The sequence below is a fragment of the Tateyamaria sp. GN1-10 genome (genome assembly GCF_055693845.1).
On sequence record NZ_JBVFUR010000004.1, the window covers coordinates 3,803,950 to 3,818,119 of the forward strand.

The window sequence follows — 14,170 nt, forward strand, 5'->3', positions numbered from 1 at the left end:
GCGTCGCCTACATGATCCAAGCGTAAGGGAAAGGGACAAAAGAAATGGGCTTCGATCCGTTATTTATCTTGATCGTGCTGGCTTGTCTGGCTGTTGTTGTCGTGCTGATGCTTGGCCTTGGCGGCTTTGCCAAGGGATCGGGCTGGGCCAAGAACAACTCGAACCGCCTGATGCGCTACAGGATCGGCGCGCAATTCGTGGCTGTCCTTTTGATTCTTGCCTATGTGGCACTGCGTGGAACGGGGAACTGAGCATGGTTGTTCTGAACAAGATTTACACAAAAACGGGTGATGCGGGCGAAACGGCCCTTGGCAATGGTGCGCGGGTGGCCAAACACGCGATGCGTGTCACCGCCTATGGCACAGCCGACGAATTGAGCGCGTTCCTGGGCGTCGCCCGACTGGAAGCGCGCGGCGACGTCGATATAGCCCTGAGCCGCATCCAGAATGATCTTTTCGATCTGGGGGCAGACCTGTGCCGCCCTGACATGGAAATGGATGCCGACTCTGAGTATCCACCCTTGCGCATGACCGACGCGCAGGTGACACGTCTTGAAGAAGAGATTGACGCGATGAACGGAGACCTTGAGCCGTTGCGCAGCTTCATCCTTCCGGGGGGATCGACCTTGTCGGCGCATTTGCACGTCTGCCGCACCGTGGCGCGCCGAGCTGAACGGTTGGCTGTGGAACTGGCAACGATGGAATCAGTGAACCCTGCCGCCGTAAAATACCTAAACCGCCTCAGTGACTGGTTCTTTGTCGCGGCACGTATTGCGAACAACGGCGGCAAGGACGATGTGTTGTGGGTTCCGGGGGCGAACCGCGACTAGTGGCAAACCTCTCTTAGAGAGTTTCGCACACGGGCGGGCGGAGTGCCGGGCCATCCACTTGCGATCAGCTTTCCTCGGGTTCCCACAACTCAATCGGTGTTCCTTCAGGATCGGACAGATGCGCAAAACGTCCGATCCCAGGCATATCGCCCACCATCTTCACGGGGATGCCTGCATCCTCAAGCTGGGCTACCATAGCATCCAGACTGCCGACCCTAAAATTCAACATGAAGGTCTTGTCAGCGGCAAAGTAGTCCGTGTCCGCAGCAAAGGGCGCAAACACCGTCGTGCCCCCTCTGCCACCCACGGTTTTTGATCCGCCGCCGTCGGCACCAAATCAATACCCAACATGTCACGATACCACGTCGCCAGTCCTTCCGGGTCTTTGGACCGAAAGAAAAAACCGCCGAACCCTTGAACACGTTCCATGGCAATCCCCCTTTCCCACAGTGTATCAAAGTTTCCGTTCAACGGCATCACACTGAAAACGCGGCGTTCATTTGCCGTGACGTGACGATTTTGTCCTGTTTCCGTGGCGGCGTCTTGGGTAAACCACACGAGATTGACTATCTCCGCTGTCAAAGCTGAGTCGTTATTTTAAGGAGAGGAACGCTCATGAAGGTGCTTGTGCCCGTCAAGCGCGTGATCGACTACAACGTGAAGGTACGCGTGAAAGCGGACGGATCGGGTGTGGATCTCGCCAATGTGAAAATGTCGATGAACCCGTTTGACGAGATTGCCGTCGAACAGGCCATCCGCCTGAAAGAAGCGGGCCAGGCCGAGGAAGTCGTTGCCGTCTCCATCGGCGTCAAGCAAGCTCAGGAAACACTGCGTACAGCGCTGGCGATGGGCGCGGATCGCGCAATCCTCGTCATTGCAGCTGATGACGTCCACACGGACATCGAGCCGCTGACGGTTGCCAAAATCCTCGCCAAAGTGGTCGAGGAAGAGCAACCCGGTCTGGTGTTGTGCGGCAAGCAAGCCATCGACAATGACATGAACGCAACTGGCCAGATGCTGTCGGCCCTGATGGGCTGGAGCCAGGCCACATTCGCATCCGAGGTCGAGATTGCAGGCGACAAGGCCAAGGTCACGCGCGAAGTCGACGGTGGTCTGCAAACCATCGAAGTGAACATGCCGACCGTCATCTCGGTCGACCTGCGCCTGAACGAGCCGCGCTATGCGTCGCTGCCCAACATCATGAAAGCCAAGAAGAAGCCGCTGGACGAGAAAACAGCCGCTGACTATGGCGTCGACACCGCACCGCGGCTCGAGATCGTGAAGACGGCAGAGCCCGAAACGCGCGCTGCAGGCATCAAGGTGAGCTCGGTAGAAGAGCTTGTGGCGAAACTCAAAGAAGCGGGGGCTGTGTAATGGCTGTTCTTCTTCTCGCAGAGATCAATGATGGTGAACTGGCGATGGACGCCACGGCCAAGGCCGTGACCGCCGCCAAGGCATTGGGTGACGTGACTGTTCTGGCGACTGGTGCAACTTGTGCCGACGCTGCTGCCACCGCGGCGACCATCGACGGTGTGGCCAAGGTGCTTTGCGCCGAGGATGCGCTGTACGGCAAACGTCTGGCCGAGCCTGTGTCGGACCTGATCGTGTCGCTTTCCGGTGACTATGAGCACATCGTTGCCCCGGCCACCACGGATGCAAAGAACATCATGCCCCGCGTCGCGGCGCTGCTAGACGCCATGGTGATCTCGGACGCAACAGCTGTGGTAGACGGGAGCACGTTCGAGCGCCCGATCTACGCAGGCAACGCGATCCAGACCGTGAAAGCGGGAGGCGGTAAGAAAGTTATCACCTTCCGTACATCGACCTTTGATGCAGCGGGCACAGGTGGTTCAGCCTCGGTTGAAAACATCGGTGCGGCAGCTGATCCCGCACTGTCGAGCTGGGTCGAGGACAAAGTTGCCGCAAGCGACCGTCCCGAGCTGACATCCGCTGGAGTGGTTGTATCCGGTGGCCGTGGCGTAGGCTCCGAAGACGATTTCGCACTGATCGAGAAATTGGCCGACAAGCTGGGCGCCGCCGTTGGCGCATCGCGGGCTGCTGTCGACTCGGGCTACGCACCGAACGACTGGCAGGTCGGTCAAACCGGTAAAGTCGTGGCCCCTGACCTTTATGTTGCCGTTGGCATCTCAGGTGCGATCCAGCACTTGGCTGGCATGAAAGACTCCAAGGTCATCGTAGCCATCAACAAGGACGAAGAAGCCCCAATCTTCCAGGTTGCAGATTACGGTCTGGTCGCCGACCTGTTCGATGCCGTGCCAGAGATGATCGAAAAGCTTTAAGCAGCTTTTTCCAGGAAGAACAAAGCCCGCCGCACGCCTGCGGCGGGCTTTTCCTTTCACTTCAGTACCGGCACAAGGGCTTGGGCGATTTCATGATGTGCCACTGGCCCTGGCATGCTACGCGCCGCTGGCGCGTCCATTTCACTGAACACCATACCTTCGGTTCCTGCTTGCACCGCTTCGTCCGAAATAACTGTTTCCACATATTTGGTCGCTAGTTCGGACACTTTTTCAATCATCTCTCGGGAAACCAAGGCAAGATCTGCATCAAGATCATTTGCAGACCCCTCGGGCGTTTGACGTCCGGCCCACAGCAACACAGTCCTGCCCGGTATCTGGCTGAGTACCAGTCGCATCCGCGCGACCCACGCGGTCTGCAACTCTTCCACCACCGCCTCGAAACGTTCTGGGGACAGAAGATACAATCGGTTCAACATGTGGTTGGTGAAATTGAACTCAGCGAAATCAACCTCACGGTAGATCGCACGCAGCAGCGAGGATGCTTCGACAAACCGATCGTTGCGACGGGGATGCACCCGATAAAACCGGTTCGACATATTCCGTGGACTGGTGATCTGAATCACTGTCGTTTGCGCCAAGCCAGACACCTTACGCAGATAGGGATCGGTCGCAAAAACATCGACCCCACCGTTCAGTGATCCAAAATTCACGCATGTCGTGCCCATGGACTGTTCGACCAGATCCGGAAACGGCGTAGGCACGAATTTACCGTATGTGATCGACCCCCCAAAAAAGGCAATAAATGGCCCATCCAGAGACCGCCTTGGCCCGCGAAACAATACTTTGGAATTGCCGTATCTACACGGCAAGTAATCGAGCCCACCCGGACCCAACGATTCAATACTCATGAGACCCACTCTCACTATTTACCCATGGCAACTGTGACAGCAGTTTGTTTAAGAACCCCTAACGAGGATGGTCATCATTGATGCATCGCGTCCCCTTGCCCCCAACAGGTGCGTGACCATATGGTGCGGGAACGTGGCATGAGGTCGATAAATGGACATCAAGACGGTTGGAATTGTTGGCGCGGGGCAGATGGGGAACGGCATCGCGCATGTGATGTCTCTCGCCGGGTACAATGTCATGCTGAACGATATTTCGGGCGACGCATTGGCTGCGGCCATGGCGACCATCGATCGGAACCTCGAACGGCAGGTGAGCCGCGAGAAAATCAGTGCAGACCACAAGTTAGCAGCGATAGCCCGCATTCAAACGACGCAAACCCTGACTGATCTGGGTCAGACCGACCTGGTGATCGAGGCCGCGACCGAACGCGAAACGGTCAAACAGGCCATCTTCGAGGACTTGGTACCGCATCTGCAACCGCATACCATCCTCACGTCGAACACCTCTTCCATTTCCATCACGCGGCTGGCCAGCCGCACGGACCGGCCCGAAAAGTTCATGGGTTTCCACTTCATGAACCCTGTTCCTGTGATGCAGTTGGTCGAACTGATCCGGGGAATCGCAACGGACGCCGAGACATTCGAAGCCTGTGCCGCCGTTGTGGACAAGCTTGGCAAGACAGCGGCCACGGCAGAGGATTTCCCCGCCTTTATCGTCAATCGCATCCTGATGCCGATGATCAACGAAGCAGTCTACACCTTGTATGAAGGGGTCGGGTCCGTCAAATCCATCGACTCGTCGATGAAGTTGGGGGCAAATCACCCCATGGGACCCTTGGAACTGGCGGATTTTATCGGGCTCGACACGTGTCTGGCCATCATGAACGTCCTGCATGACGGGCTTGCGGACACCAAGTACCGCCCCTGCCCGCTTTTGACCAAATACGTGGAAGCCGGATGGCTGGGTCGCAAGTCACAGCGCGGTTTTTATGATTATCGCGGAGAGACGCCTGTTCCGACGCGGTAACATTTTCTTGCATGTAAAACGAAACGGCATTTTCCAAAATTCCGGCGACGTCAATCCTTTAGAGCCATCGTGTGCTCGCGCAGCCAAGCCATGAACCCACGCGGGTCATCCTTGAAGCCGGTAACAGTCTCTGGGTCCAGCGGATGCCCAACAACCGGACCCTGCGGTTTGTTGCAGGAACGAACGATCTCGTGCAGCAGCAAGCCCTGCCGCAGCATTGGCGATACTTTATCTGCGATATGGTAGGCGCGGCTGTTCGCACCCGGAAAGCGCATTGGAACCACTGTCGCCCCGGACCGGCGAATGAGCTGTGCGGTAAACACGTTCCATTCCGCTTCGATGGCCGGACCCCACCACGTTTCCGATGTAGCAACAACGCCAGACGGAAATAGGGCAACAACGCCACCGTCCTTCAGATGGGCCATCGCCTTGGCCCGCATCTCAACCCCCTTGCGTTGCGCATCAGGGTCATGTGGGAAAGGCACTGGTATCATGTAGCTGCCCGCAACTTCATCAATGACGGTCAGCAGGGATCTGGTGAGAATGCGATAGTCGGGACGCACGCGTCCGATCAGGTCGGCAAAAATCATACCATCCACCATCCCGTGCGGGTGGTTGGAGACAACAATCACCGGCCCTTCTTTCGGGATACGGTCCAACTGGTCTTGCGGGGTTGTAAGATCGATGCCCATCACATCAAGGCAGGCGCGCCAAAAGGCTTGGCCAGATGGGGCACCTTGCCGTTCGAACTTTCGGATCAGGCGCAGGATTGTCAGCTTGCCAGTAAAGGCTTCCATCACTCGGATGAAGCTGGCTTTCCACGGATCATCGAAAGTCGAAGCATACGACAGGCTACGGCGGTCGTATGTATTGAAGCTAACCTTCTCGGCGTCAGGTTTTGTGACCTTCGTCATGTTATGTGTGCTATCGACCAAACGATCGTCACCTTCTATCGACGTATGGACCTCTCGAGCCTTCATCGGCTCAGGCCTCTTCTCCGAACTTGTCAGCAATCAGCGCACTCACGGCATCCGCCAACGGCTCAGCATCCGGTCCGGACGTTTCAACGTCAATAAAACTTCCCATTGGCGCTGCCAACATCAAAAGACCCATAATGCTATCGCCTGATGCAGACATGCCATCCTGGGTCACCGTTGCGCGGGCGTCGAATGCCTCAACCACTTCAACAAGTTTAGCAGACGCGCGAGCGTGCAAACCCTTTATATTCACAATTTCCAGCTTGCGGTGAGTCATCTTCAGGTATCTGCGCCTATATTCTGGCTGTCGATATACTTCTTGCCGGCACTCAGGGCGGCCTGCACGGCATCCGTTACGTGCATCTTACGGCTTTTCGCAAGTTTGATCAGCATGGGCAAGTTTGCGCCGTAAAGGATGCGGCGGTTTTGCGGCTTGCAGGCTAGTAAGCTGAGATTCGAGGGGGAGCCCCCAAACAGATCGGTTACAACAACCACACCATCGCCGGCATCGACCTCATCTGCAGCCACGCAGATTTCGTCTTCCTTCGCCTTGCGGTCATGGTCAGCTTCGATTGCGATGGCACGGACACCGGCCTGTTTGCCGACGACATGTTCTATCGCTCGCAGATACTCACCAGCGAGCCCGCCATGTGCGACAATCACTATCCCGATCAAGCTGATGCCTCTTCGCGTTTGCGGCGATCCAGTTCCCGATGCCGAATAGACACTTGCCAGCCAGCCTCTGCAAGGGCTGCAGCCAAGGTTTCCGCCATGGCAACAGACCGGTGTTGGCCGCCCGTGCAACCGAATGCAACCGAGAGGTGAGATTTCCCTTCGTCTAGCACACTTGGCAGTTGCCACAGCAAGAGATCGCGCAAACGTGCTTCGAACTCGGCCGCGCGCGGGTCGGCCCAAATGTGGCTTCTGACGTCCGAATCCAGGCCGGTTTTGCTGCGCAATCCTGGCTCCCAATACGGGTTTTTCAGAAAGCGGCAATCAAAGACCATGTCAACTGAGCGTGGCAGGCCGCGTTTATAGCTGAAACTCTGTACCGCAACAGCCAGTTGGGTTTGCTCCCCCGGCGAAAACCAGTGCTCTACCTCGGCACGCAATTGGTGCACGTTCAGGTCCGACGTATCGAGCAGCACGTCCGCCCGTTCGCGCACTGGTGCAAGCAGCTCTTTCTCCCTCAGTATCCCTGCTTCGACCCTATCTGCCTCTGCCAAGGGGTGCCTGCGCCGTGTTTCGGAAAACCGATTAAGAAGCACATCCATGCGGCAATCCAGATAGAGAAGCTCGGGCACCAACCCTGGCACACCGGCAACCTGGCCAAGCGCATCGGAAATTGCAGTGCTTGAAAAGTCCCGGTTGCGCGGATCAATGCCGAGCGCCAATGGCTGGTCCGGCATGGGATCGTTCAGCAAGGCCCGGATCAGACGTACGGGCATATTGTCAATCGCCTCATACCCCAGATCCTCCAACACACGAATCGCGCTGGATCGTCCGGCGCCAGAGGGACCAGTCACAAGTACAAGGCGGCGAGGCACGATCATGGCAACAGTCATTCCGGATATCTAAGCCCACCTTTGAGGTATTGCATGATCGCCGAAGGCCAAGCAGGGCTGTCCACTTTGTGAAGGCAAGGCAGTGTTTGGCCTAAGATCGTCTTGGTATGCGCATCGGGTAAGCGCTTAGTTTCAGCCCGGTCCATATCGACAACAAGATGCAATCGGGCACTCGTGTTGTCTGTGCGTATTATTCCGATACCGCGTGCTTCAATAAGACCCGCAATGCTTTCGGGTGCACTCATGTGTACAACGTTATCGACTCCAGAAAGCATAGTCTGATCATCCGACACAAGCGTCGCACCCAATGCCATGAGTTGAAGCGCGAGGCCCGACTTACCGCTGCCAGATGCGCCAATGATCAAAACACCGCGCCCGTGCGCGGTTACGGCGCTCGCGTGCAGACGCATGGACTGGGGCATCAGAGGTTAGACCGGCAGACCGACGACGAAACGGGCCCCGAGCGGTTCCGAGGTGATGTCAGCATCTGTCGGGCGAATATTCTCCGCCCAGATCACGCCGCCATGCGCCTCAACAATCTGTTTAGAAATGGCGAGGCCAAGGCCAGAGTTGTTGCCAAAATGCTCTTCAGGGCGCTGGGAATAGAAGCGCTTGAAAATCTTGGTCAGCGCCTGATCTGGGATACCCGGGCCGGTATCTTCGACGACAACGAGAACGCGGTTTTCACGCTTGCGGGCCCAGACACGGATCGCATCACCGTCTTCACAGAACGAAATGGCGTTCGTGATCAGGTTGACGAAAACTTGCGCCAACCGCGCCTCCAGACCTTGTACTTCGATGGGGTGTGCGGGCAGATCCGTAATGAACTCGATGCCTTTGCTCCGGGCGTCTTCACCCAGATACTGGCCCAGATTTCCAAGCATTTGCAGGAGGTTGAATGGTTCCTCCTCCTCCTTGACCAACTCGCTGTCAAGGCGGGACGCGTTGGATATATCGCTTACAAGACGGTCAAGGCGCCGAACGTCATGGTCAATCACGTCCAGCAGCTTTTCGCGCTGATCGTCGCGCTTAATCATGCGGAGCGTGCCCACCGCCGACCTTAGAGAAGCAAGTGGGTTTTTGATTTCGTGGGCGACGTCCGCTGCAAACTGTTCGTTGCCATCGATCCGATTATAGAGTGCAGCGATCATACCACGCAACGCGCCCGACAGGCGGCCGATCTCATCCGGGCGTGCCGTGAGATCCGGAATACGAATGCGGCCAGGATTGACCTTACGAGCATTCTTGTCGCGCCCCAACTCTGCAGCCGTGGCGAGATCAGCCAGTGGATTGGCGATCGTCGATGCCAATACAAGGCTAAGGCCAATGGACACGAGCGTCGCGATTACAAACATCTGCAAAACACGTTCGCGTTCCCCACGCACCAGCGCGTCGATCTCACCAGATGCGCTGGTCAACGCAATCACGCCGACGGCAGTCCCGTCATGCTGAATTGGGGTGACAACGCTGAAGACAGCGCCCCCGGCAACGGTCAGGTTTTCACTGATTTGCGTGTCGCCCGTCATGCTACGCGCCACCAATGGACGCAATTGGTCTTCGATGGGTGCGGGTGCAGCGGCTTCAGGTCCAGAAAACGGACGGGACACCTGACGCCAAAGCCAACTCAGCCCATCCGTCAGAACAGCAACATTTTCAGTCTCGGTTACCTGGTTAGCAAGCGGCGCCAGGGTGCCTTCACTTTGCCCGACAAGCGCTTCTGACGCATCGAATACGTAAACCTCATGGCCCGTGCGCAGATCTAGCTTAGCCAACGTGTCTGGAACATTTGCCCCATCGCCGGTTGCAAGGTTTACCGGTGCGCCGACTGGAAGCTGCGCTTCAAGCACATCGGCGATCAACTCGGCTTGCGCAACAAGTGCGGACAGCCTTTGAACCGCCAAACTCTCACGCGTTGAGTTCAGATACAGAATGCCCGCAACAAGAACGTTGAGTGCGATCAGGTTAAAGGTAATGATTTTGCGGGCCAGGGGCGAGGCCCGCAAAGACATCAAGCCGCGTCGTGCACGCCCATCCCGCAACTCGGTCGCGCCGGATGTTTCCGGTGCAACCCAGTCTTCGCCCAGAACAACGTCACCATCCCGGGAAGCAGGGGAGCTCATGTCTCGCACGATTATCCTCTTGGCCTGCGCTTTTCGAAACGCGCCTCTTATTCTTCGTTGTAACGATACCCGATGCCATACAACGTCTCAATCGCCGAGAATTCATTGTCGGCGCTGCGCATCTTCTTGCGCAAGCGTTTGATGTGACTGTCGATCGTGCGGTCGTCAACATAGACCTGATCGTCATATGCCACATCCATCAGCTGGTCGCGCGATTTCACAAATCCAGGCCGCTGCGCCAAGGCTTGCAGCAGAAGGAACTCGGTCACGGTCAATGATACATCCTTGCCCTTCCAGGCTACGGCGTGACGCAGAGGGTCCATCCGAAGATCACCGCGCTCCATCACCTTCGTTTCTTCCGTATCGCCGACGATGTCACCGGCAACTGCATCCTGCCGACGCAATAGCGCGCGGATACGTTCGACCAGCAGGCGTTGCGAAAACGGTTTCTTGACGTAGTCATCTGCCCCCATACGCAGACCCAGCACTTCGTCAATCTCGTCATCCTTAGACGTTAGGAAGATGACGGGCATGGTCGTTTTCTGCCGCAGCCGTTGCAACAGATCCATGCCGTCCATGCGCGGCATCTTGATGTCCAGCACCGCCATGTCTGGCAGACGCTTGTTAAAGGCGTCAAGCGCAGCCTGACCATCGTTATACGTTTCGACCTCGAACCCTTCAGCTTCGAGCGTCATGGATACGGACGTCAGAATATTCCGGTCGTCATCCACCAATGCAATCTTGGACATTGCCTGTTTCCTTATACTGCTCGTACTTATTGATTTTTCGGGCATTCTCTCGACTTTGCCCCTCCGAATCAATCCATAAGTGCGAGATCACGCCCTAATGGGCCTCAGACTGGTCAGAAAGTGGTTAGGAATGGCTAAATTGCCGCACATTCCCGTTTCGAGTGCATGTCCTCCAGTCACTGTTTGCGCAACCGGTCGTCATGGTGGCGCTAACCTTTGCCGCGGGCCTATTCATCAAGTAAATCCACGTGTTAAGACGCCGGAACAGGCTGGCAAGACGTCGGTTCTGGGCCTTTTGGCTACCCTCTGACCCAACAAAGCCGCCCAGCGGCATCAGGAGAGTTCATATGACATTTGGACGGGTAAACCCGCAGTTCCGCCTCGAAGATCAAGGGATCGAAGGGCTGGGCGATGTCTATTACAACCTGATCGAACCAGCCCTCATCGAACACGCGCTTGAACGCAAAGAGGGTACTTTGGGCAAGGGGGGTGCGTTCCTTGTCACTACCGGCAAGTTCACGGGCCGGTCGCCCAAAGACAAACACGTGGTCAAGACAGACAGCGTGGCTGACAGCATCTGGTGGGAAAACAATGCCGCGATGTCGCCGGAAGGCTTCGACACCCTCCATGACGACATGCTCGAGCACATGAAGGGGCGCGAGTATTTTGTTCAGGACCTAACGGGCGGTGCAGATCCAAGCTATTCGATCAACGTACGGATGGTAACCGAACTGGCGTGGCATGGCCTGTTCATCCGTCACATGCTGCGCCGTCCTGACGCAGAGGACTTGAAGGATTTCATCGCTGATTTCACGGTCATCAACTGCCCGTCTTTCAAGGCAAATCCCGAGCGTCACAATTGCCGGTCCGAAACCGTCATCGCGATGAACTTTGACCGCAAGATGATCCTTATCGGCGGAACAGAATACGCAGGCGAAAACAAGAAATCAGTTTTCACGCTGCTGAACTACCTGCTGCCAGATCGAGGCGTGATGCCCATGCACTGTTCGGCGAACCATGCACAAGGCAACCCGGTTGATACCGCAATCTTCTTTGGACTGTCGGGCACCGGCAAGACGACTTTGTCCGCTGACCCCGGCCGGGTATTGATCGGCGACGATGAACATGGCTGGTCAGATCGTGGTACGTTCAACTTTGAGGGTGGCTGCTATGCCAAGACCATCAACTTAAGTGCAGAGGCCGAACCCGAGATTTACGCGACAACCGAAAAGTTCGGCACGGTGATCGAGAACATGGTGTTCGATCCCGAAACCAAGGAGTTGGATTTCGAAGACGATAGTCTGACAGCCAACATGCGCTGTGCATATCCGCTGCACTACATCTCTAACGCATCATCCAGCGCCCTTGGCGGCCATCCCAAGAACATCATCATGCTCACATGCGACGCCTTCGGTGTACTACCTCCCATCGCACGTTTGACACCGGCACAGGCCATGTACCACTTCCTGTCTGGCTTTACGTCGAAGGTGGCGGGAACAGAACGCGGGGTGACTGAGCCCGAGCCTACATTCTCAACCTGCTTTGGCGCACCTTTCATGCCACGCCGCCCAGAGGCGTATGGCAAACTGTTGCAAGAGAAGATCGCCAAGCACGGCGCAACCTGCTGGCTGGTTAACACAGGCTGGACAGGTGGAGCCTACGGAACCGGCAGCCGTATGCCGATTCGCGCAACGCGCGCCTTGCTCACCGCTGCTCTGGACGGCACATTGGCCAACGGCGAATTCCGTAAGGATCCTAACTTCGGATTCGATGTTCCGGTCTCTGTTCCAGGTGTTGCCGATATTCTGCTTGATCCACGTCGGACGTGGGATGATGCCGAAGCATATGACGCACAGGCAACAAAGCTGGTCGACATGTTCTCTACCAACTTCGAACAATACCTGCCTTACATCGATGACGACGTGAAAGCGGCCGCCATCAGCTAGTGCGTTACCCGGGGCCTAAGCGGCCTCGGGCACGACATCCGACAATGGAATATCGAGCAGATATTCCAAGTCTTCTCTGCTGTTATAGGCGAGGAACGTGTCGATGGGGGCGTCACGCCCATCAACGACCCATTTGAGCACGCTGGGTTCGAGGTGCAGGTAACCAATTCGCGCCCCAGATCCCTTGTAAGCGACTACGTTAAGGATGAAGCCATAAATCCAGTCTGGATCCCAGCGCTGCATCATCTCCAACATACCCGTGCGTCCGAGTACGGGCGCCAGACCAACGCCACGATACTTGCCGCGTTCTGGCGCGACCCAAAACTCTCCGTGATAGGCCGCCATACCGCCAATCCGGTGGGTGCCTGGCGTCGCGCGAAAACGCGACCGGGCCAGATCCACGCCTTTCAAAGGCGGAGGAAACGCACGGAACTGGCGCAGCAGGTAGCTGCTGAGCGGTTTCCCGGACAGGCGAACACGTTTAGCGGCCTGGGTATGGATCAGTTCCCCATCTTCGTTTCGGCCAGTCAGCCAGAATGCGTTTGACCGGTTCAAGCCATGCAGTTCAGGATCGAATGGTGCGCCAAGTTTCTGCATCGGCCGCTCTTCAGCAACGATGTCCTTGTACTCGTCAAAGTCTGTGCCGATCGTCAGAGTGATCCCCTGTGAGATCAAGATATTGCGGCTTGTTGCAATGAACGGCGCCGCGTTTCCAGGGAATTGAATGGTCATAAAAGTCTCTCCTTTGACGCACTTACGCCAAAGCTAGGACAATTTATGTCAAAATACCCGAAAAACTCGCTGAAAAAGTGTAATTCGATTCAGGTGGTCATTGCGGCCATCCTTTCGAACTTCGCGTTCGCCGGGTCGAAGTCAGGTTGCGTAATATCGGTCATGGCAGCGCGCTGCACCTCGTCCAGCGCAGCTATCTTGACGTTGATGGTCGGGACCACCAGCGTCATGACAGCCGAGGACCGATCCGGAAAAAATCCAGCCATCATAAGGCGTTGGTAAGCCATCGTCACTTGGCTTTCATCGTTTCCCTTTGGCATCCGGGTAAAAACATGATCCAGCCGAGCCATCTGTGTCGTTTGAATATCCAGAAAAGACTGATCCAGCATACGGCCAAATTCTTCGCCAGCTGGAAGCCGGGCGATCGGACGGCCAATGCTGGAACGAGCATAATCCAGCCCAAACCAATTCACGTATGCCGAGAGATTCCCGAACTCTACGCAAATCCAGCCCGAATCAGAATTGCGATAAACCATGAGATATGGACGCACATGAGACAGATTTGGGCTCTCAATCTCTCCCGAGGCCATGACCCACGCGCGATAGGTTTCACGCAGAAGGACCGACTCGTCTGTCCATATGTCCCCAATCGGTCGCTGCTGCTGGTAAAAAACCCAGTCACCTTGATGGGCTTGAAGATACTGCAGTGCACCGCGCATGCCGGTCTGACCTCGCGACCACACCTTGGCATGCATAAGCAGCTCTCGTGCTTCCGGCAGCGCGGCTTCCCCCGCCTCGGTCAGCTCGTAGCGCCGGTCTTTTGTCCGAAAAAGCTCCTCACCACGCATCTCCTCAAGCTGCGAAATATGGCGACGAACCGTTTGACGCGTGCTGTTTAGTCTTGTCACAGCATGGGACAAGTTCAGCGTTTCCGCCAATGTTGTGAACGAGCGGATCATCTCGAACAGCAGGGGCTGGTTCAACTCACTCAAGTTTGGCGTTGGCGCGTTCACATGCTTACTCGATGTATGATCAACAATACATCCACGTTAAACA

The 14,170-nt window shown here is 56.4% G+C and carries 17 protein-coding genes; 6 read left to right on the top strand and 11 right to left on the bottom strand.

All coding sequences use genetic code 11. The features are described 5' to 3' along the window. Positions 1-44 precede the first annotated feature (44 nt). Together ACZ1HN_RS20975 and ACZ1HN_RS20980 are read left to right on the top strand one after the other, a co-directional pair. Positions 45-251, top strand: coding sequence for a twin transmembrane helix small protein (locus ACZ1HN_RS20975; protein WP_472728902.1), 207 nt, complete (start codon positions 45-47; stop codon positions 249-251). Between the two features lie 2 nt (positions 252-253). Continuing rightward, entirely contained in the window at positions 254-829 is a 576-nt protein-coding gene (locus tag ACZ1HN_RS20980; RefSeq protein WP_472728903.1) for a cob(I)yrinic acid a,c-diamide adenosyltransferase, read from the top strand. 64 nt (positions 830-893) lie between these two features. Here the strand turns inward: ACZ1HN_RS20980 and ACZ1HN_RS20985 are convergent, their stop codons facing one another. Beyond that, positions 894-1,112, bottom strand: coding sequence for a VOC family protein (locus ACZ1HN_RS20985; RefSeq protein WP_472728904.1), 219 nt, complete (start codon positions 1,110-1,112; stop codon positions 894-896). A gap of 332 nt (positions 1,113-1,444) precedes the next feature. Between ACZ1HN_RS20985 and ACZ1HN_RS20990 the strand changes: the two genes are divergently transcribed. Beyond that, positions 1,445-2,203, top strand: coding sequence for an electron transfer flavoprotein subunit beta/FixA family protein (locus ACZ1HN_RS20990; RefSeq protein WP_472728905.1), 759 nt, complete (start codon positions 1,445-1,447; stop codon positions 2,201-2,203). Continuing rightward, on the top strand, positions 2,203-3,129 hold the full coding sequence (locus ACZ1HN_RS20995) for an electron transfer flavoprotein subunit alpha/FixB family protein (RefSeq protein ID WP_472728906.1): 927 nt from the start codon (positions 2,203-2,205) through the stop codon (positions 3,127-3,129). Before ACZ1HN_RS20990 ends, ACZ1HN_RS20995 begins: the two co-directional genes overlap by 1 nt. Before the next feature lie 56 nt (positions 3,130-3,185). On the opposite strand, the gene ACZ1HN_RS21000 is transcribed toward ACZ1HN_RS20995, so the two are convergent. Next, positions 3,186-3,998 (bottom strand): DUF6473 family protein, encoded by an 813-nt coding sequence (locus ACZ1HN_RS21000; RefSeq protein ID WP_472728907.1) that lies wholly within the window; start codon positions 3,996-3,998, stop codon positions 3,186-3,188. 151 nt (positions 3,999-4,149) lie between these two features. Between ACZ1HN_RS21000 and ACZ1HN_RS21005 the strand changes: the two genes are divergently transcribed. After that, positions 4,150-5,025, top strand: coding sequence for a 3-hydroxybutyryl-CoA dehydrogenase (locus ACZ1HN_RS21005; RefSeq protein ID WP_299601046.1), 876 nt, complete (start codon positions 4,150-4,152; stop codon positions 5,023-5,025). Between the two features lie 50 nt (positions 5,026-5,075). On the opposite strand, the gene ACZ1HN_RS21010 is transcribed toward ACZ1HN_RS21005, so the two are convergent. From ACZ1HN_RS21010 to ACZ1HN_RS21040, 7 genes are all read right to left on the bottom strand, one after another. After that, complete coding sequence (locus tag ACZ1HN_RS21010; protein ID WP_472728908.1) at positions 5,076-5,939, bottom strand: lysophospholipid acyltransferase family protein; 864 nt, start codon at positions 5,937-5,939, stop codon at positions 5,076-5,078. A gap of 70 nt (positions 5,940-6,009) precedes the next feature. Then, complete coding sequence (locus ACZ1HN_RS21015; protein WP_299208270.1) at positions 6,010-6,279, bottom strand: HPr family phosphocarrier protein; 270 nt, start codon at positions 6,277-6,279, stop codon at positions 6,010-6,012. A 2-nt stretch (positions 6,280-6,281) separates the two neighbouring features. Then, a complete protein-coding gene (locus ACZ1HN_RS21020) occupies positions 6,282-6,677 on the bottom strand; it encodes a PTS sugar transporter subunit IIA (RefSeq protein ID WP_299208269.1) in 396 nt (131 codons plus the stop codon). Further along, the gene (gene rapZ / locus ACZ1HN_RS21025; RefSeq protein WP_472728909.1) at positions 6,674-7,567 is read right to left on the bottom strand and encodes an RNase adapter RapZ; all 894 of its coding nucleotides are present in this window, start codon (positions 7,565-7,567) and stop codon (positions 6,674-6,676) included. The genes ACZ1HN_RS21020 and rapZ overlap by 4 nt, the downstream gene beginning before the upstream one ends. Further along, on the bottom strand, positions 7,564-7,977 hold the full coding sequence (locus tag ACZ1HN_RS21030) for an HPr kinase/phosphorylase (protein WP_472728910.1): 414 nt from the start codon (positions 7,975-7,977) through the stop codon (positions 7,564-7,566). The genes rapZ and ACZ1HN_RS21030 overlap by 4 nt, the downstream gene beginning before the upstream one ends. Before the next feature lie 18 nt (positions 7,978-7,995). Then, positions 7,996-9,687, bottom strand: a complete 1,692-nt coding sequence (locus ACZ1HN_RS21035; protein ID WP_472728911.1) for a sensor N-terminal transmembrane domain-containing protein — start codon at positions 9,685-9,687, stop codon at positions 7,996-7,998. 47 nt (positions 9,688-9,734) lie between these two features. Further along, the gene (locus ACZ1HN_RS21040; protein ID WP_299208263.1) at positions 9,735-10,436 is read right to left on the bottom strand and encodes a response regulator transcription factor; all 702 of its coding nucleotides are present in this window, start codon (positions 10,434-10,436) and stop codon (positions 9,735-9,737) included. Positions 10,437-10,783: 347 nt separating this feature from the next. On the opposite strand from ACZ1HN_RS21040, the gene ACZ1HN_RS21045 reads away from it, so the two are divergent. Continuing rightward, the gene (locus ACZ1HN_RS21045) at positions 10,784-12,382 is read left to right on the top strand and encodes a phosphoenolpyruvate carboxykinase (RefSeq protein ID WP_472728912.1); all 1,599 of its coding nucleotides are present in this window, start codon (positions 10,784-10,786) and stop codon (positions 12,380-12,382) included. Between the two features lie 15 nt (positions 12,383-12,397). Here the strand turns inward: ACZ1HN_RS21045 and ACZ1HN_RS21050 are convergent, their stop codons facing one another. Together ACZ1HN_RS21050 and ACZ1HN_RS21055 are read right to left on the bottom strand one after the other, a co-directional pair. Further along, positions 12,398-13,114, bottom strand: a complete 717-nt coding sequence (locus ACZ1HN_RS21050) for a hypothetical protein (protein WP_472728913.1) — start codon at positions 13,112-13,114, stop codon at positions 12,398-12,400. Positions 13,115-13,203: 89 nt separating this feature from the next. Next, positions 13,204-14,106 (bottom strand): LysR family transcriptional regulator, encoded by a 903-nt coding sequence (locus tag ACZ1HN_RS21055; RefSeq protein ID WP_472728914.1) that lies wholly within the window; start codon positions 14,104-14,106, stop codon positions 13,204-13,206. Positions 14,107-14,170: the final 64 nt, after the last annotated feature.